The organism is Methylocaldum gracile (genome assembly GCF_053646815.1).
The window spans coordinates 40127-59850 of record NZ_CM132196.1 but is presented as its reverse complement, the minus strand read 5'-3'; the positions used below and the strand labels follow the sequence as shown (position 1 = coordinate 59850).

General features: G+C 60.2%; 13 protein-coding genes. 10 read left to right on the top strand and 3 right to left on the bottom strand.

Translation table 11 applies throughout. The features are described from left to right. Position 1: 1 nt before the first annotated feature. The 3 genes from ACWJJK_RS00260 to ACWJJK_RS00250 all read right to left on the bottom strand — a co-directional run bounded on the left by ACWJJK_RS00260 (position 2) and on the right by ACWJJK_RS00250 (position 5428). Positions 2-3082: a DEAD/DEAH box helicase gene (locus ACWJJK_RS00260; protein ID WP_086134408.1), complete on the bottom strand. Its 3081-nt coding sequence runs from the start codon at positions 3080-3082 to the stop codon at positions 2-4. A gap of 406 nt (positions 3083-3488) precedes the next feature. Then, on the bottom strand, positions 3489-4418 hold the full coding sequence (locus ACWJJK_RS00255) for a restriction endonuclease (protein ID WP_086134409.1): 930 nt from the start codon (positions 4416-4418) through the stop codon (positions 3489-3491). 272 nt (positions 4419-4690) lie between these two features. Further along, positions 4691-5428, bottom strand: a complete 738-nt coding sequence (locus ACWJJK_RS00250; RefSeq protein WP_077728168.1) for a tetratricopeptide repeat protein — start codon at positions 5426-5428, stop codon at positions 4691-4693. Positions 5429-5707: 279 nt separating this feature from the next. On the opposite strand from ACWJJK_RS00250, the gene ACWJJK_RS00245 reads away from it, so the two are divergent. The 10 genes from ACWJJK_RS00245 (at position 5708) to ACWJJK_RS00200 (ending at position 19713) form a co-directional block, all read left to right on the top strand. Next, positions 5708-7051 (top strand): DUF2254 domain-containing protein, encoded by a 1344-nt coding sequence (locus ACWJJK_RS00245; protein WP_077728169.1) that lies wholly within the window; start codon positions 5708-5710, stop codon positions 7049-7051. A 75-nt stretch (positions 7052-7126) separates the two neighbouring features. Next, on the top strand, positions 7127-7651 hold the full coding sequence (locus ACWJJK_RS00240; RefSeq protein ID WP_086134411.1) for a gluconokinase: 525 nt from the start codon (positions 7127-7129) through the stop codon (positions 7649-7651). A gap of 91 nt (positions 7652-7742) precedes the next feature. Continuing rightward, positions 7743-8078: a hypothetical protein gene (locus tag ACWJJK_RS00235; protein ID WP_077728171.1), complete on the top strand. Its 336-nt coding sequence runs from the start codon at positions 7743-7745 to the stop codon at positions 8076-8078. Positions 8079-8168: 90 nt separating this feature from the next. Then, positions 8169-9317: a radical SAM family heme chaperone HemW gene (gene hemW, locus ACWJJK_RS00230; RefSeq protein ID WP_086134412.1), complete on the top strand. Its 1149-nt coding sequence runs from the start codon at positions 8169-8171 to the stop codon at positions 9315-9317. A 12-nt stretch (positions 9318-9329) separates the two neighbouring features. Continuing rightward, complete coding sequence (locus ACWJJK_RS00225; RefSeq protein ID WP_156879953.1) at positions 9330-10280, top strand: DUF58 domain-containing protein; 951 nt, start codon at positions 9330-9332, stop codon at positions 10278-10280. 2 nt (positions 10281-10282) lie between these two features. Beyond that, positions 10283-10792, top strand: coding sequence for a DUF4381 domain-containing protein (locus ACWJJK_RS00220; RefSeq protein ID WP_156879952.1), 510 nt, complete (start codon positions 10283-10285; stop codon positions 10790-10792). Then, positions 10789-11769 carry a vWA domain-containing protein gene (locus ACWJJK_RS00215; protein ID WP_156879951.1) on the top strand — a complete coding sequence of 327 codons (981 nt, stop codon included), beginning with the start codon at positions 10789-10791 and terminating at the stop codon, positions 11767-11769. Before ACWJJK_RS00220 ends, ACWJJK_RS00215 begins: the two co-directional genes overlap by 4 nt. Before the next feature lie 62 nt (positions 11770-11831). Next, entirely contained in the window at positions 11832-13709 is a 1878-nt protein-coding gene (locus tag ACWJJK_RS00210) for a VWA domain-containing protein (protein ID WP_156879950.1), read from the top strand. Further along, entirely contained in the window at positions 13706-15520 is a 1815-nt protein-coding gene (locus ACWJJK_RS00205) for a BatD family protein (protein ID WP_454128528.1), read from the top strand. Before ACWJJK_RS00210 ends, ACWJJK_RS00205 begins: the two co-directional genes overlap by 4 nt. Positions 15521-15594: 74 nt before the next feature. Further along, the gene (locus tag ACWJJK_RS00200; protein ID WP_143735038.1) at positions 15595-19713 is read left to right on the top strand and encodes a chemotaxis protein CheB; all 4119 of its coding nucleotides are present in this window, start codon (positions 15595-15597) and stop codon (positions 19711-19713) included. Positions 19714-19724: the final 11 nt, after the last annotated feature.

Below are 19724 nucleotides of genomic sequence, written 5' to 3'. Positions count from 1 at the left end.
GCTACTCCATAACGGCTTGACGATTCAGGGCGATCAGTTCCTTGAAGGCCTCGTTGTCGAGTCGCGTCAGCCAGGATTCATCATTTCCGACGATCAGCGAAGCCACCTGTTTCTTGTCTTCGATCATACGATCGATACGCTCCTCCAGCGTCCCTATGGTGATGAATTTGTGGACGAAAACATTCTTGCACTGCCCGATTCGAAAGGCGCGGTCGGTGGCTTGGTCCTCGACCGCCGGATTCCACCAGCGATCGAAGTGAAAAACGTGGTTGGCCTTGGTTAGCGTGATGCCCACCCCGCCCGCCTTCAAGGACAATATGAACACGCCGGGCTCGGTATCCGGATCCTGAAATTCGGAAATCATCCGCTCGCGCTTTGCCGGCGGCGTTCCGCCGTGCAGGTAAAATACCGGGCAGCCCAAGGCATCGCGCAAGTATTTGTACAGGCTCTCGCCGACTTCGGCGAACTGGGTGAACACCAGAGCGCTTTCGGTCTCGGCGATCACGTCGGTCAACATGTCGTGCAACCGATCGAGTTTCGGAGAACGCTCGGGCGTGAACTCGCTGCCGTCGCGCAAAAATTGGGCAGGATGGTTGCACACCTGCTTGAGCCTCATCAGTGCCGACAGCATCAAGCCCTGCCGACCGATACCTTCGGCCATCGTCAGGCGCTGCTCCACGTCCCGCACCACGGCCTCGTAGAGCGAGGCCTGCTCTTTGCAGAGATGACAGAACTGCTTGTTTTCGACCTTGTCGGGCAGGTCCTTGATGATATTGGGATCGGTTTTGACGCGGCGCAGGACGAACGGCTCGATCAGCTGTTTCAGGGTCTCGGTCTGAGCCGGATCGTTATCGCGCTGGATCGGAAGCTCGTAACGCTGGCGGAACTGGGTCTGCTTGCCCAAATAACCGGGATTCAGAAAATTGAAGATCGACCACAGGTCGAGCAGCCGATTCTCCACCGGGGTTCCGGTCAAGGCCAGGCGATGCTCCGCATTGAGCCTCAAAACCGCCTTGGTCTGGGCGGACAAGGGGTTCTTGATATTCTGGGCCTCATCGAGCACGATCCGCGCCCATCGGATCTGAGAAAACAGTTTCTCGTCCCGTCGCACTAAGGCATAGGACGTTATAACCGCATCGTGCTCCGCGCAGATCTCCCGAAAACGTCCGACATCCCGAAAACGTCCGCCGCCGTGATGGACGATGGCGCGCAGGCCGGGCGCGAAGCGCTCGAGCTCTTTCTTCCAGTTGCCGATCACCGACGTGGGCACGACCAGCAAGGTCGGGGCATGCTGATTCGTCTCGACCCGCTCGTGAACCAAGCGCGCGATTACCTGCACGGTTTTCCCGAGGCCCATGTCGTCCGCCAGGCATCCGTTCAACCCCAGACTTTCGAGATAACAGAGCCAGGCGAGCCCGCGCCGCTGATAATCCCGAAGCCGCGCAACCAGGCCCGGCGGGTCGTCCACCGGCTGCAGCTGGCTGTGATCGCGGAGCTTCCCCAGCATTTCCAGCAACGTTCCCTGGGGATCGATCTCGAAAAGATCCGAATCCTCCGCCGTCTTCCGCATCAGTTCCGGCAGGCTCATGCCGCCGTCCTCGCTCCGGTGCTTGCGCCAGAACTCCAGCATCGTGCGCATCTTTTCCCGGTCCAGCGTCAGCCACTGACCGCGGTAGCGAACCAGCGGCGTCTTGCTTTCGACCAGGCGTTCCCATTCGGCCTCGTCGATGGTCTCCGCTCCCAGCGCCAGCTCGTAGCGGTATGCGATCAGGTTCTGCAAGCCCAAATCGCGCCGAGTACCCGCATCCGAGGGGCTGCGGCGGCTGGCGTAAAGGCGGATTCTGGTACGTCGCCGCCCTTGCGGAGTCCACCAGGTGGGCACCATGACGGTAAACCCGGCATCTTCCAATACCCAGGCATCCTCTTGGAGAAACGCGAAGGCCTCTTCCAAAGCCAGATCGACCCCGGTGGGGCGCTCTTCGTCCAAGCCTTCCCACAATTTCGGATAGATGCGAGCCGCCTGGCCCAAGCCGAGCAGCAGGTTTTTCTCGAACTCCGGACCGACCGGCTTGGCGAAAGCCTGTTTCTCCTCGGCGCGCAGCCCCCAGTATTCGGCCAAAGGCAGGCGCAGGGCGGGATCGCGGCGCGGCGAGAGGAGAATTTCCAATCGCCAGGCATCGTCCTCGGAGACTGCTTCCTGCAAGCGGAACACCAACTCCAGGTCCGCTTCCTCGCGGCGCCCGAGCAGATTGCGCCGCCAGCCGAGCCATTGCCGGTAGAGCTCGATACCCTCGTCGGTTTTCCACGGATGCCCGGCCGGCGCGCCGTTGCGGCAGGCATTCAACAGCGTGCCCTCGATCTTGCGGCCCAACTTGGTGGCAGACGCCGCCTGGACGATAGTGCGATGCACCAGGACATCGGCGCAATGCTTGAGCAGACTGGCGCTCTCGTAAAAAAAACCGCCGGCCGACGCACAAACCGGAGGCATCCGCTCGACGGCCTCCCGAATCAGGCGTTCATAACTGTCGGAAACGATTTCCCAGCCGGCGTAGATTTCATAGCCTTCGGGCGGCATGGTTCGATAGAGCAGCGCCGGGATATAGCGATCCTTCACGATCACCGACTTCAGCGACTGCGTGAAGTAATGCCAAAACAGCAGATCGATGCCCGCCTTGGTCTGCGAGGTCCGGTAAGCCGACAGAAAACGCAACTCGCCGAGCTGTTTGAAAGGGTGAGCCAGGCGATAGCCGTCCACTTCCCAGCCCGTCAAAGCCGCTTCGATGGGCTCTTCGTCCACTCCGCTTTCCAACTCTAGGCCCGGCAGCGGCCGACCGTCGACCGTCGGCAAAAGGACCGTCTGCGGCGCGAAATGAAACCGGCGTTCATAAGGTGAAACGTCCAGCCCGAGTTCGCCTTCGAGAAAAGCCACCAGCTCCGCTTTGGTGAGGTGCCGAGGATGACGGTTCGCGGCTCCAGAGACGTCGGCGGGTTCGCCGTCATGCTCTATCCAAAGCCAAAAATCGCCCGGCTGGACGAACTCGTCGGTACACTCGGGAATCCATGTGCAGTGCAGGACTTTCATGTCGCGTATGTTGCAAGCCGAAAATCGGCTATTGTACCCAGCCGGAGCGGGTTTGCGCCGATCTGTTAATTATTTGTTACATCCGCGGTCAACCCGCATCAGCCCGGCCTAACAATAAACCATCATGTCCGATCGAGCGCAACGCTTATTCATCGGAGCAATCGGTCGATGGCAAGGTGTCGGTTGCCGTCAGTATTGCCGGTACACGAGGAAGCGTGACGATCGAATCGGAGGCTTTAGGCCTCAGGTCGGTGAGGGAAACGAAGCGGCGGCGATTCAAACCACCTTGCGTAGGATGTGCTGAACGAAGTGAAGCGCATCAATCGCGAACGGCCCTGTAATTGGCCCGTGCTTTGGTCAGCGCATCCTATGGTCCTGTGAATCCTTACCGCTTGGGCATGACGAATTAGGTCGATTCTTCATCGAAGTAGTCGCTATCAAGCTTTGGCACCTTGACGGTGCGGGATGAAACCCCGACTTCATAATCCATCATCAACTCTGCAAGCCGCGCTCCGTCGACTAAAACGATGCGCTCAACCGACCTTGCAAACTCTACTGCTTGCGTTGTGTAGGATGAAGTTGTAATAAATACGCCTTTATTAGCGCGTTGCCCAGCGAGCGCACCATAAAAGGCCTGAACTTCCGGGCGACCAACCGCTTGCTGCCAACGCTTCGCCTGAACATAAACCTTCTCCAATCCGAGCTTGTCTAGCGAAATGATCCCATCGATTCCACCGTCGCCGGAGCCCCCAACCCGTTGAAGATCTGCTCGGCTCGCGCCGTATCCCATGCGATGTAGAAGATCAAGGACAATGGTTTCAAAGAATTTCGGAGAAACAACGGAAAGCGATTCGAGCAGTTCCGCTGCGACTGAGCGACGAAGCTCGGCGATCGCCTCGCCGAGACGGTCGTCAGGGCTAGCTACGGCCGAGATCGAAGACGTGGTGGTCTGCCCTGAAGGGCTAAGTGCGTCTGAACCCAGAGGCTGGCGAAGTCTAACGTCCATAAACCCAATCGCAAGTTTCTCAACTTCCTCGGGAGGTAATGGGGTGGGATGACTCGCAGCGTATGCCATCCCGTCGGCAGTTAGCCGCCAGTAGCCACGGCGAGGGCTACTGGAAAGCCCTGCTCTTTTCAGCCTGTCGTGAGCCCACCCTGCGCGGTTCTTATAAACTGGCTGCGTTCCGCTTGGCAGCAGTTCCTGCTTGTCGCTTTCCGAAATGGCGAGTGCGCTAGCTGCAGATTCATGAGCCTCTCGTGCAGGCGCCCCATTTGGCCGTAAGGCTAAAAATCGAAGTATTGGTTCGATAAACTTGTCGTAAGTTGGAACTGCCATTTTTGTTTTGTTTTCTTCATTGATGCTATTAGCTAACTACTAACTACTCTAAGTGCCGGAGAACTTTACTCCGCCCTGAGATGTATAACTTAGTAACCCGCTGGCGAAAAACCTTGCAAGCGAAGCGATTAAGCCGTTCAAGACCCCAATAGTTCAAGTAGGTGCTGAACGAAGTGAAGCGCATCAATCGCGAACGATGCGCTTCCTTCGTCAGCACATCCTATGACCCTGAGGCACGAAGCGCATCGTTCGAGCCTTCAAACCGGACTGACCTACGCCACCTCCCGCTTCGCGATATCCACCCACTCCTTGTTCAACCGGTGGCTGTGCCTGGATGCGATCTTTGCGTCCTTGAGGATGTCCTCGAACAGCGCCCGCGCCTCCGATGTTTTTCCCATGCGTTTCAGCAGCAGGGCATGGCGGCATTTGGCTTCGGCGCCTGCGGAATATTTAGCCAGTGCCCGGTATTCGTCCAAGGCCCGATCCAGTTCGCCGAGCGCTTCGAGCGAGCGGGCGTAAAGCAGATGCGCCTCCTGGTTTTCGAATTCCGGATTAGCCCCGAACAGCATTTCGAGCGTTTCCCGCGCCCGTCCGAAATTGTTCGCTTCCACCAGCGCCTTGGCCAGGCCAAGCAAGAGGTCGGGATCGGTGCGGTACATCCCGGTGAGGGAGCTCTCGTAAAGTTCGATGGCTTCGTCGAGCATGCCATGCCTGAGATATTCGTGTGCCAGTGCGCTCCGGTTGCCTATGGTGTCCGAGACCTCCAATGCTTCGCGGCGTTTTCGGAGCTCCTTTTGTGGATCGAGCGTTCTCAGCAGGGCCTTGGAACCCTGCCGGGCGGTGCGGCTTTGGATCACTTCGGGCAGCAGCACCATCACCGAATAAAGAATGCAGCCGAGCAAGGGCAGGAAGATAATTAGAAATACCCAGAAAATCGGATGGCCGTGGCGGATCGCGTGAACGGCGAATCCGATCTGGATGAGCAACATGAAGATTCCGGCAATTTCCATCAGATGTCTCGTTTATTGTTGTTCAGCAAGGAATTGGACCCGGCGAGCAAGTCCACTCGATGGACAGGAAACGGCGCGCTTGGTTCGCGCGATCTTCGGAAGGATCGTTTATTGGCGGTCGATCCGGCGCTTATCGAGCTCCTTGCGATGAAGACAAGGACAAAAGTCTGATCGTACCATGTATGGGATACAACGAAACCGGGACGTATCGATGCATCCGATGAAGCGCTTGCCAGACCGTTACGGAATCGCGGGCGCTCCCGCGCGGTCCAAACAACCATGAAACTTCGCCTGGTCCAGCTCTGGGAGACGCTCCGCTCGAGCTACTGGTTCGTCCCCGCCTTGATGTCGGTTACGGCCGCGATCCTGGCGGTCTTGCTGTTTCTGGTCGATCAGGAGGCCCGCGAGCGATATCTGCCGTTTCTCTCCGATCTTTACGTGATGGACGCACCGGGGGCTCAAGCGATTTTGTCCACGTTGGCGTCCTCGGCGATCACGGTGGCGGGGGTGGTGTTTTCCATCGCCATGCTGGTGCTCTCCAACGCCTCGTCGCAATTCGGCCCGCGCCTGCTGCCGAACTTCATGCGGCAAGGGGGTACGCAGATCGTTTTCGGCGGGTTCATCGCGACCTTCATCTACGCCATTCTGGTGCTGACCCGAGTCCGTTCGACCGATGACGGGGCGGAAATTCCCCATCTTTCGGTCAGCGTCGCTCTGGTGCTCGGGGTGCTCAGTTTCGGGCTGCTGATCTATTTCATCCACCGGGTCGCCACATTCATACAGGCGCCGAACATCGTCGAGAATGTCGGCGCACGCTTGATCGAGACTTTCGGCAACTTGTTTCCGGAAGCTTCCGATCCCGGCGGGCGGAATAATCCCGCGGACGAGGAGCGGCAACTGCCGACCGATTTTGCGGAGCACGCCTCCGGCATTCCGGCGCCCGGCAACGGCTACCTGGACGCCATCGAACTGGAGCGGATTCGGGACATTGCCGAGCGGCACAATCTGCTCGTGCATCTGCTCAAACGGCCGGGCCAGTTCATCATCGAAGGCCATGTGCTGGCTTTGGCTTCGCCGCGCGAAGCGGTAACGGAGGCGATCGTCGAAGAGATCGGAGAATGCTTTCTTTTAGGACCTCAGCGCACGTTGATCCAGGATGCCGAGTTTGCCGTCGACCAGTTGGTGGAAGTGGCGGTCCGCGCTCTTTCGCCCGGCATCAACGATCCCTTCACCGCCGTCAACTGTATCGATTGGCTGGGAGCGGCGCTGTCGTTTCTCGCCGGCCGGAAGCTGACTTCCCCGCTCTGCCGCGGTGCAGACGGGCGCATCTGCGTCGTGACCGATCCTTACACCTACGAAGGCATCCTCGATGCAGCGTTCAATCAGTTGCGCCAGCACGCCAGGAAGAACGAGGCCGTGGCGATTCGCCTCCTGGACATGATCGCCGTTCTGGCCGAGGCCGAACTGCCCGAGCCTTATCGTAACGCTCTGGCACGGCACGCGCGCTTGATCTATAAGGACACGCTGACCAATCTGCCGGACGCCAGCGACCGCGCCGATCTGGAAGAACGCTATGGGAAAGTGCTGCAAACGCTTCCGGACTCCGGTTCGCAGGCGAACTGAGGCAAGAACGGTGGACTCCTTTACCGCTGGTTTCGTCGAGCCGTCGATGGCCATCGTGCTTCGTCAAGCTTAATAATGGACCGTCCAATCGCCATCGTCGTACTCCTCGGAGTCTCGGGCTCCGGAAAATCGACCATCGGCCAGCGGCTCGCCGAGCGCCTGCGTTGGCCGTTCTTCGACGGGGACGATTTCCATCCCGTGCAAAACATCGAGAAAATGGCGCGAGGCCAGCCTTTGACGGATGCCGACCGGGAACCCTGGCTCGACCGGCTCGCCGAGCTGATAGAAACGTCCATAGCGACTGGGCGTTCCGCCGTCATCGCCTGCTCCGCGCTGCGGCATTCCTACCGGGAGCGCCTCGCGCGAGGACACCGCGAAGTGGTCTTCGTGTATCTGAAAGGTTCTTTCGAACTCATCCGCGAACGACTCGCGCGCCGGCAGGAGCACTTCATGCCGCTAGACCTTCTTCCCAGCCAGTTCGCGGCACTCGAGGAACCCTCCGACGCCATCACGATCGATATTCGGCAAACGCCGGAAGCGATCGTGGAGACCATCGTCCGCCGTCTCGAAGACCGACTCACGGGGCTTTCCGCGGAATAAGTAATTTGAACGGCCGGCGCGACTTGCCGTTCAATCGTCCCCTCCCTACAATCGAAACCTTGTCCAACATCCGGTTGTCAAGGAGAAGATCATGCTGATGTTGTCGGTTGCGGTTTTTACTTTGGTGGCGTTCATGGGGGCGGGCATGGGAATCGACGCCTTCAAGGGAAGGGGCAGTTCCCGGTTGTACGCCCTGATACACGGCGGCTTGGCGTTGCTGGGATCGACTCTGGTGATCATGGTCGCCCTGAAAGGCGATACCCGGCTCTACGTGATTATCGGCCTGGCGCTGGTCATTATCGCCGCCGGACTGTACATTTCGTTTCAACGGGCCAAAGGCATTCAGCCTAGGGCCTTGATTCTGCTGCACGGCGGAACCGCCGCCACTTGCTACGGACTGCTTGCCTATTACGCACTGCGGACTTGATCCGGGCAGTCGGCACAGCGAATTCCGGGGTGCCGACGCAGCCTCCCGCCCATTTATTCTTCGGATCTCGGGTTAAAATACCCCCAAACCATGCTTTCGACACCCCCGCTCAGCCTTTACATCCACGTGCCTTGGTGCGTAAGAAAATGCCCTTATTGCGACTTCAATTCGCACGCGGCAGACACCGCGCTGCCCGAACACGAATACGCGAAGGCGCTGCTTGCCGATCTCGAACAACAAGCGCCTTCCGTCGCAGGGCGACGGGTGGAAACGATATTCATCGGCGGCGGCACCCCCAGCCTTTTTAGTCCGGCCGCGATCCGCGCTCTTTTGGAGGGGATTCGGTTACGGCTCGACATAGCGGCTGATGCCGAGGTCACCATGGAAGCCAACCCCGGCACTGCGGAGATCGCCAAATTCCAGGGTTTTCGCGAGGCCGGGGTGAACCGCTTGTCGATCGGCATCCAGAGCTTTCATGACACGCATCTGAAAAAACTGGGCCGCATCCACGATAGCCGAGAGGCGCGGCTCGCCGCCGAAATCGCGCACTCAGCGGGATTCGAGAACTTCAATCTGGACCTGATGTTCGGGCTGCCGAACCAAACCGTGGACGAGGCGCTGACGGACATTCGAACCGCAGTGGGCCTGAACCCGACCCATATCTCGTTCTATCAGCTCACCCTGGAACCCAACACCGTGTTCCACAAGTACCCGCCACGCCTGCCGGAGGACGATCGCATCTGGGCCATGCAGCAAAGCTGTCAGGCGCTTTTGGCGGATCATGGCTATCGCCAGTACGAGGTATCCGCCTATGCTCGGGAAGGGTACCGCTGCCGGCACAATCTCAATTATTGGCGTTTCGGAGATTACTTGGGCATCGGCGCGGGCGCTCACGGCAAGATTACGAACGCGGCGGAGCAATCCATAATGCGGACCTGGAAGATCAAACACCCGCAGCATTATCTCGAGTTCGCCGGCCGACCGGATCGGCAGGGCGGGCGGGCCGCGGTCCCGAGGGAAGACCTGCCGTTCGAATTTCTGATGAATCACCTCCGCCTCCGGGAAGGTTTCGCCGAAGCGGCGTTCGGCAAATACACCGGGTTACCCTTGGCTGCCCTGGAACCGGAACTTTCCGACTGCATCGCCGCCGAATTAGTCGAACGGCGCGACGGTGCCATTCGCTGCACCGACACCGGCTGGAATTTCCTGGATAATGTGTTGCAGCGTTTTCTGAATTAACCCTTTACCTCCATGCCCACCCCATCATCCGGAAGCTCGCTGGCTACGACGAAGCCCGACAACTCGCTGGTCCGGCCGACGCTCGAGGATTTGATCCGGCTCAGCCAGCCCGCGGCGGGATTGACGCTGGCCCGGCCGACCGTACGCGCCTTGCAGAGCGGGCAGTATCTCTCGGCTTTCAAGGGGCGCGGCATGGAGTTCGACGAAACGCGGCTCTACGCCCAGGGCGACGATGTCCGCAACCTGGACTGGCGCGTCACGGCGCGCACCGGCAAGCCGCATACCAAGCTTTTCCGCGAAGAGCGCGAAAGGCCGGTTTTTCTGACGGTGGACTACCGATCGGCGATGTTCTTCGCAACCCGTGGCATGTTCAAATCGGCGATGGCGGCCAGGCTCTCGGCGCTCATCGCCTGGAGCGCCCGAAGGCATGGCGATCGCGTCGGCGGACAGATTTTCTCCGAGGCGGAAAGCATCGAGCTCAAACCTGAGCACGGCCACCGTGCGGTGTTGAGACTCCTCAAAATGCTGGTCGACCAAGCGTCCCCCCGAAGCGACGACACGCCGGAGACTGCCTTGCAAGACGCACTGATTCGTCTGCCGCGCCACGCGCGACCGGGCAGCCTGGTGTTCGTGTTCAGCGATTTCCGGCATCTGACCGCCGCCGGCGAGGCGAGCCTGAGCCGGTTGTCCCGCCACTGCGATCTGGTGCTGGTGTTCATCTTCGATCCGTTGGAGCAACGCCTGCCTCTGGGACCTCACCGGTTCAGCAACGGCCGCCGCGATGTTTTGCTGAATGCCGATGCGCGGACCGCCGACGTCTATGAACATTCGTTCCGGGTCCGCGAGGAACGGTTGCGCGAGCTGGCCCGCCGGCACGGCATACGCTTCGTTGCCTGCCGCACCACGGACGAGCCTTTTTTCGTTTTGCAGCAGAGCAGCCGCCCGTCGCTTTTCCACGCCTGATCATGGAAACCTTGCCGCTACGCGATATTCATCTGCCGGACCCGATAAGCTGGTGGCCGCCCGCGATCGGCTGGTGGATCGTATCGGTCGCGGCGGTTTTGCTGATCGCGACTGCGGCATGGCTTATTCGCCGCTGGCGGCAGGTCACGGTGGCGAAGCTCGCCTTGCGGGAGCTGGACGCGCTGCAAAAGGATTCGACGCTGGGCATGACCGAAAAATTGAGAAGACTGTCCATCCTGCTGCGCCGGGCCGGTTTGAGCGCCTACCCTCGAGAAGATGTGGCGGGGCTGACCGGAGAGGGCTGGCTCGAATGGCTGGACCGGCCGCTCGGAACGCCCCGCTTTTCTCGGGGTGTCGGCCGGGCGTTGCTGGATGCGCCGTACCGCCCGGTGGGCGATGCGGATATGGATCGCCTGATCACGCTGTGCCGCGACTGGCTTAAGGCCCTGCCTCGAACCGTCGTGCCGCCCCGGAAAAATTCCGCGCCTCAGCAGGCCGCCACCGAACCATGATCGAATTCGCCTGGATCTGGGTTTTTCTGGTTTTGCCCTTGCCCTGGCTGATCCGCCGCTGGCTGCCCGCCGCGCCGGAGCCGGGCGGCGCGGCGCTGCGGACGCCGTTTCTCGAGGAATTCGATAGCCTTCCGTCAAGCCAGGGCGTAACGAAAACCAAGCCGCATGCCATTTGGATCGCCGTCGCCGGCTGGGTGTTGCTGGTCAGCGCCGCGGCCCGCCCGCAGTGGCTCGGCGAGCCTATCGAGCAGGCGGTCAGCGGCCGCGATCTGATGCTGGCGGTCGATCTTTCCGGCAGTATGGAAATCGAGGACTTCTTCCTCCATGGCCGGGCAGTGGATCGCCTCACCGCAACCCAATGGGTGGCCGGCCAGTTCATCGAACGGCGCGTGGGCGACCGCATCGGCTTGATCCTGTTCGGCGAGCAAGCCTACCTGCAAGCCCCGTTGACCTTCGACCGCACCACGGTGCACATCCTGCTGGACGAAGCGGTCATCGGACTCGCCGGCGACAAGACCGCCATCGGAGACGCCATCGGCCTCGCCGCCAAGCGCCTTAGGGACAATCCCGCCGAACAGCGGGTTCTGATACTGCTCAGCGACGGGGCCAACACCGCCGGCGCGGTTTCCCCCCTGCAAGCGGCCGAAGTCGCGGCGCGCGAGAAGCTAAAAATCTATACCATAGGCGTCGGGGCCGATCAGATGATCGTCAACGATCTTTTCGGCACACGGCGCGTCAATCCGTCTCAGGACCTCGATGAGGAAACCATGAACGCCATCGCCGAAAAAACCGGCGGTCGCTACTTCCGGGCGCGGGATACCAACGAATTGGAGAATATTTACGCACTGTTGGACGAACTGGAGCCGGTGGAACGGACAAAGCATTTTTACCGGCCGAGGACCGAGCTCTATCACTGGCCCCTGGCCGCCGCGCTGCTATTGGCGGCTGTGCTGGGGGTAAGCAAATTGCGGGAATGACTGCTTGGGCCGGAGATGATGGGCTACAACGCTGAATCCATGAATCGCGACAACGATTGCCGATGAACGAGTTTCATTTCTTGAGGCCCTGGTGGCTTTTGGCCGTCCTCCCGCTCGCGGCGATACTTTGGGGGTTGTACCGGCGGCGCCGGAGCACCGGAGACTGGAAGGGCATCTGCGATGATGCGCTGCTGCCCCACGTACTCATCGGCGGGGACGGCCGAGCGAGCCGCCATCCGCTGTTCGCCGCGGCCTTGGGCGGCATCGTCGCCATCATGGCTTTGGCGGGGCCGGTTTGGGAGCGTCTGCCCGCACCGGCTTTTCGCAATATCGCGGCCGTGGTCATCGTACTCGACCTTTCTTCGGCCATGGAGGCGGTCGATCTCAAGCCGACCCGTCTGGAGCGTGCCCGCTACAAGATTGCCGATATCCTGAAGACGCGCAAGGACGGTCAAACCGCTTTGGTCGTCTATGCAGGCGATGCGTTCACCGTCACGCCGCTGACCGACGATGCGGCCACCATCGCCGCGCAACTCTTCGCCCTAAACTCCGGCCTGATGCCCGTACAGGGAACTCGCATCGATCTTGCGCTGGAATCCGCTGCGCGGCTCTTGAGGCAAGCCGGCCTGCGGTCCGGCGATATCCTGCTGGTCACCGCCGGAGAACGGGCGGCGGAGGCCGAGGAGGCAGCGCACCGGCTGAAAACCGAGGGTTATCGCATTTCCGTGCTGGGCGTCGGCACCGAGGAGGGCGCGCCGGTTCCCATGCCCGAAGGCGGATTCTTGAAGGACGATACCGGCAATATCGTGGTTCCGCGGCTCGATACCGACGCGCTGCGGAAGCTGGCCCGAGCCGGGGGCGGCATCTATCGGAATCTCACCGCCACTGCGGGCGATCTCGATGCGCTATTGGGATTTTTCGAACAGCATGCCGCCGCCGATACGCAGAACGAAAAGACCCTGAACGTGGACCAATGGAAGGAACAGGGTGTCTGGCTGCTGCTGGCCCTACTGCCGCTCGCGGCCTTGTCGTTCCGGCGCGGATGGCTCGCCGCCTGGCTGTTGGTTCTGGCAGCCCCGGTTCCGAACGATGCCCAGGCGCTGGACTGGCATAACCTGTGGCAAAGGCCCGACCAACAGGCTCGGCAAGCCTTTCAAGCCGAGAATTACGATGAAGCGGCGAAAAAATTTCAAGATTCCGAATGGAAAGCGGCCGCCCAGTATAAGGCCGGACGCTATGAGGACGCGGCCAAACTCTTAGAGGAGTCGCATTCGGCGACCGGCCATTATAATCGCGGCAACGCCCTGGCCCGGCAGAGACGTTACAACGAGGCCATCAAGGCTTACCAGAAAGCCCTGGAGCTGGATCCTGGCCATGAGGACGCCCGCTACAACAAGGAACTCGTCGAAAAAGCCCTGGAACAGCAGAAGAAGCAGCACGAAGAACAGCAGAAAAGTCAGAAGGATTCGGGCTCGGAATCCGAATCCAAGTCTTCGCAATCGCCGCAAGGGCCATCGGACGGTCAGGATCGAAAAAACGAAGAGGAAAAACCACACGAACAAGCGGGCAAGGAACAGGACGCCCAGCCGCGGGACGATGGCTCGAACGGTGAAAACAGTTCGCCCGAAAGCGCCGACGCCGCCTCCGGATCGGAAAGCAAGGCGCAAGATCGGCCGGATAAGAATGGCGAAAAAACGCCCGACGACGCGTCCGACCCGCAACAGACCGCCGGCCAAGCACAGGATAGACGGCCCGACGAAAGCGGTGAGCGGGAGGCCGCTGCGGCGACAGCGGAAACGGGTAAGACCGATGAAACCCGCCAGGCCGAGGAGCAATGGCTGCGGCGTATCCCGGACGATCCCGGCGGCCTTCTAAAACGCAAGTTTTATTACCAGTACCGTCAACGACAAAGGACTCAAGGCGCGGAGCCTAGACCATGAGCGAACTCTTTTTTTCATATTCGTGTTTTCTCTGGGCGCATCGCTCTGACCCAAGGTTGAACCCGGATTCCAATCGGGTGTTATCCGTTCTGCGCCGATTGATTCGCCTATGGCCCTTGATCTTTCTGTTCCATGCGGGAAGCGCTTCGGCCGCGGCGATCAGCGTGACCGCCGACCGCGACCCGGTACCGGTGAGCGAATCCTTCACGCTCATCTTTTCGGCGGAAAAAACGCCGGACGACGATCCGGACTTCGCGCCACTGGAAAAGGATTTCCATGTCCTCGGTCAATCGCAAAGCAGCCAGATTTCGCTCATCAACGGCCGTTTCAGCAAGCGGACGGAATGGCAAGTCACGGTCATGGCGAAACGGACGGGCACGCTGACCGTCCCGCCCATCGCCTTCGGAACCGACCGATCCCAACCCTTGACTCTCCAGGTCGCCGGATCGCCCCCGCCATTGGCGGGTGGCAACGGCGAGGATTTTTTCCTGGAAGTCGAGGCCGAACCGAAGAATCCCTATGTCCAGGCCCAGGTGATCTACACGGTTCGAGTGTTGAGCCGCGTCCATTTCAGCGCTGCAAATCTCAGCGAGCCTTCGGCCGAGGATGCCTTGATTCAAAGGCTGGGCGACGACCGGCGCTATACCACCCATCGCAGCGGCCTCCAGTACACGGCAATTGAACGTAAGTATGCGATTTTTCCGCAGAAGAGCGGGACTCTCCTTTTGGAACCGTTGACGCTCGAAGCCCGAAGCGCGGCCGGCGGGCGATCCCTCTTCAATCAGTTTTTCAATCACTCGACTCACATTTTGCGCGCGCATTCGGATTCGGTGAGATTGGACGTCCGGCCGATTCCGGCGGCTTTTTCCGGCAAACACTGGCTGCCGGCGGAACACCTGGAAATCGACGATTCCTGGTCGCAGAATGCCCCTCAAACCACGGTTGGCGAACCGATCACCCGGACCATCACCGTGCGGGCCGATGGAACGACGGTCGGCCTGTTGCCCGAGTTGGAGCCGCAAGCCTCTCGACAATCCCCGGCGGACATCAAGCGTTACCCGGATCAACCGCTGCTGAACGAGGAAAAACTGACGACCGGACTGGCCAGCGTCCGGCAGGAAAAAATCGCCCTGATTCCCGCGCGTTCCGGAACCTACCGGATTCCGCCGATCGAAATCCCCTGGTGGAACACCAAGACCGAGCGGATGGAGGCCGCGCGGGTTCCCGAGCGCACCCTGACCGTGCTGCCGGGAGCCCAATCGCCGGAATCCACCCCACCCGCTTTGCCCACGACACGTTCGGGATCGTCCGCCGCTCCGGCACGACCGGAATCTTCGCTGCCGAGCGAGGCGCTACCTGCAGGTCCTGCAAGCGGGCTCTGGTTTTGGCTGGCTCTGTTATTCGGGCTGGGCTGGATTGGAACCGCCGCGGCCTGGTGGCTCAGCGGCAGGCCCCGGAAGACGCCGGTCCCGCAGTCATACGACGACGGTCGGTCCGAGCGCTCGGCCGCAAACGCCTTGAGAATAGCCTGCCGGAAGAACGACCCCGCCGCGGCGCGGCAGGCTCTCTTGGATTGGGCGAGACAGCGTTGGCCTTCGGCTCGCGTTATGGGTTTGGAGGACCTGGAGCGGCGTTGCAAAGGCGAATTGGGTCGTGAAATCGAGCGGCTGAACCGCACACTTTACCGACACCCGGAACCCGGTTGGCAAGGGCAGGCCCTTTGGGCGGCTTTTCGATCCGACCCGATGATCTCGTCCAAGGCGGGCAAACCGTCCGTAGCCGCGGATCTGGAGCCGTTGTACAAGCTCTAGGCCGTGAGTGAGTGCGCTATACGACGGATGAACGCCGGAAACGACACGACACGACAAGACCGGACGGTGGCTGCTTGAGATCGCCCGAGACTATTCCGGCCATGGTGGGTATAGGCGCTTCGGCGGGAGGTCTGAACTCGCTGCTGGATCTTTTCCAAGCCATCGAGCCCGGCATCGGCTTCGCCTTCCTGATCGCCCAGCATTTATCGCCCGATCATGACAGCAAGCTGGCGGAAATCCTGGCCAATACCGCCAGATTGCCGGTTATCGAGGCACGCGAGGGGATGGCGATACAGGCGGATCATATTTATGTCATTCCTCCGGATGCGGATATAAGCGTTTCGGTCGGTTGCCTGAACCTTCAGCGCCGGCACGGACGTCCGTCGCCTCATCTGCCGGCCGATCATCTGTTTCTTTCCCTGGCTCGCGAGCTGGGGAAAAAGGCAATCGGAATCGTGCTGTCGGGGACCGGGTCGGATGGAGCGAAGGGGCTCAAGGCGATCAAGACCGGCGGCGGAATCGCGTTTGCGGAAGATCCGTCCTCGGCCAGATTCGACGGGATGCCGCGCAGCGCCATCAGCATGGGATGCGTCGACTACGTATTGCCGCCCAAGGAGATCGCGCGGGAGCTCACAAACCTCGGCCAGCGAGCCGGGACCGCCGCCGGCGATCTGGAGACCCTGGCCATCCGGCAACAGGATCTGAAGCAGATATTCCGTGTCGTTCTCGTCACTTGCGGGCTCGATTTCAGCCAGTACAAACGCAAGACCATCTTACGGCGGCTCATGCGCCGAATGGCGCTTAACAAGATCCATAGCCTCTCCGATTATCTCGCCCTGTTGCAGAATCAACCGACCGAAGTCGAGGCGCTATGCCAGGATTTCCTGATCCGCGTTACCGCGTTCTTTCGGGACCCGGAGACATTCCGTGGATTGACGAGAGAAGTCTTTCCGCGGCTGCTGCAAGGCCGGTCTCCGAACGATCCGATTCGTATTTGGGTGCCCGGTTGCGCGACCGGCGAGGAGGCTTATTCCATCGCCATGGCGCTCATCGAGTTTCTGGACGAGAAGAAGGTCAGTATCCCGATACAGATTTTCGGCAGCGACATCAACTCGCAGGCCATCAGCCTGGCACGGGCCGGCCGCTATCCCGAAAACATCAGGCTTCATATCTCGGAAAAGCGGCTCAGACGCTTCTTCATCCGAGCCGACGCTCATTATCAAGTCATTCCGGCGATCCGGGAATCGTGCGTCTTCGCCGAACATAACGTGGCGCAAGATCCCCCCTTTTCCAAGCTCGATCTGATCAGTTGCTGCAATCTCCTCATCTACCTGGATCCGGAACTGCAGAGACATGTCATGTCGACCTTTCATTACGCGCTCAATCCGGGTAAATTTCTCGCGCTCGGGCCATCCGAAAATATCGGTCCCCAAGGTTCGCATCTCTTCGAACCTTTAAACAAAAATTGGAGCATCTACGTGAGGAAGAACGTTCCCGGCCGAATGTTGCTGAACTTCGGCGGGAAGGAACAAAGGACACTTCAGCCTGAAAAAACGCTGACAGAAACGGCTGCGCCACTGCAAAACCCCGGATTGGTTCAGCGACAGGCCGACAACATCCTGCTCGCACGTTACGCGCCGGCCGGCGTGCTGATCGATGACGATCTGAACGTTCTCCAGTTTCGCGGCCATACCGGACAGTTTCTCGAGCATCAACAGGGTTCGGCAAGCCTGAACCTAAAAAGCCTGACCCAAACCTATCTCTTCATCGAACTGTCGGAGGCCGTTCAGGAGACGCGGTCGACCGGACAATCCGTCCGACGGGAAAACATCCGCATCCGCACCGACGGGAAAGAACGGTATGTTCAATTCGAGGTCCTGCCGCTCAACGACGCCGAGGGCACCGCGCAATTCTTCCTGATTCTTTTCGAAAATTCGCCGTCCCGGCTTCCAATCCATGCCCCGGCCGATTGGCTTCGGCGAATTTCCTCCGTTCTGACGCGACAAGTGGGCCTGCTTTTCAAGTCCGCGCAAGCTGGAGGGCAGTTCCAATTCTCGGAGTTGAGACGAGAACTCGATGCCACGCAACGCCATCTGCAATCCGTTATCGAGGCCCACAAAGCCGGCCAGGAAAAACTGAGGTCGCTGGAAGAAGAACTCTTGTCCGCTCACCAGGAGTTCCAGAGCACGAACGAAGAGCTCGAAACCGCCAAGGAGGAATTGCAGTCGGCCAACGAGGAACTCGCCACGGCGAATGAAGAGCTGAGGGTCCGCAATCACGAGTTGAGCCAGGTCAATCTCACCTTGAAGAACGCGCAGGAATTCAACGAGGCCATTCTGGGAACCATGCGCGACGCCTTGGTGGTGCTCGATCGGGATCTCCGGGTAAAACGCGCCAATCGGGCCTATTTCGAAATGTTCCGGACCAAACCGGAGGCCATCCAGAACAATTGCCTCTACGACACCGGCAACGGGCTGTGGGATAGGCGGGAGATCAAAGAGTCGCTCCAGATCGTGTCGCAGGGCGGGAGAACCCTGGAGGATTATGAGATCATCCAGGCGCATCCCGAAATCGGCGAACGCATCCTGAACCTGAGCGCCTACAAACTGCTCGGAGAGGATCATCTGAACGATCTGATCCTACTGACGATTCAGGATGTCACCGAGCGTCGCAGTATCGAAGCGGCCCTGAGGCAGCGGAGCGAAATCTTGGACCAGGCCCACGAAGCTGTCCTGATGTGGGAACTCGGCGGCACGGTCCGGTATTGGAACCGCGGCGCGGAGGAACTGTACGGCTACAAGCGTTCCGAGGCGATAGGGAAAATCAGCCACACCTTGCTGAAAACCGAACGCGGCATCAGCTCCGAGGAATTCGAACGCATACTCGCCCGGGACCGGCAATGGGTCGGCGAAGTGGTCCATACCACCCGCACCGGAAAACGCATCATCGTCGACAGCCGCAACACCGTCGTCGTCCAGCGCAACAAGCCGCCGCTCGTGCTCGAGACCAATCGCGACATCACCGAGCGCAAGGATATCGAGGAGTCCTTGCGCGAAGCCCATAGGCAAAAGGACGAATTCTTGGCCATGCTCGCCCACGAACTGCGCAATCCTCTCGCGCCGGTCCGTAACGGGCTTCACATCCTGCAGAGGGCCAACCCCGACAAGACTCCCGTCAAGCAGATCCACGCGATGATGGACCGGCAGCTCACCAAGCTCACCCGCATCGTGGACGATCTGCTCGACGTGGCGCGCATCACCCGCGGCCAAATCGAGCTGCGCGAAGAAACGATCGATCTCGTGCCTCTGATCGTTCATGTTCTGGAAATCGTCAGATATCAGCTCGACTCGCGCCAGCACAAGCTCGCCCTGGATCTGCCGGGGCGTCCGTTGTTCGTCAAAGTGGACCCCACCCGCATGGAGCAGGTCGTCGAAAACCTGCTCGCCAACGCCGCAAAATACACTCCGCCGGGCGGCCACATCGAGGTCAGTCTCCATATCGTCAACGATGAAGCCGTGCTGCGGGTCCGCGACGACGGCAGAGGCATCGGCCCCGAGGCGCTGCCGCATATCTTCGACCTTTTCGTGCAGGCGGAGAGAGGCTTGGACCGCATGGAGGGAGGGCTCGGAATCGGGCTCACGCTGGTGCGCCGGCTGGTCGAACTGCACCGCGGCCGGGTGGAAGCCAAAAGCGCCGGACTCGGCCTCGGCAGTGAATTTTTGGTGTATCTGCCGTTATGGCAGGGAATCGACGAAAGCCCCCAAGACATCACCGCGCTGCAATCCGAAATGGTATTGGTGCCGCGCAGGGTTCTTATCGTCGACGACAACCACGACGCCGCCGAGAGTACCGCGCTGATCGTCAGCGCCTCCGGACATACGGTCGAGGTCGCCTACGACGGGCCCATGGCGCTGAATATCGCGGCAAATTTCAAACCCGAGGTCGCGTTACTGGACATCGGATTGCCCGGAATGGACGGCTATGAACTGGCCAGGCGTCTTAGGAGCTTGCCCGGCATGGAAAAGGCGCTCTTGGTAGCAATCAGCGGCTATGGCACGGAAGACGATCGCCGTGCCTCGGAGGAAGCCGGCCTGGACTGCCACTTGGTCAAACCCGTAGATCCCGATGCGCTGGCCGGCTTATTGGCCACCGTAGCGGAAAAATCTCGGACCCCCGAAATCGGTCCTATCTAAGCCGATAACAC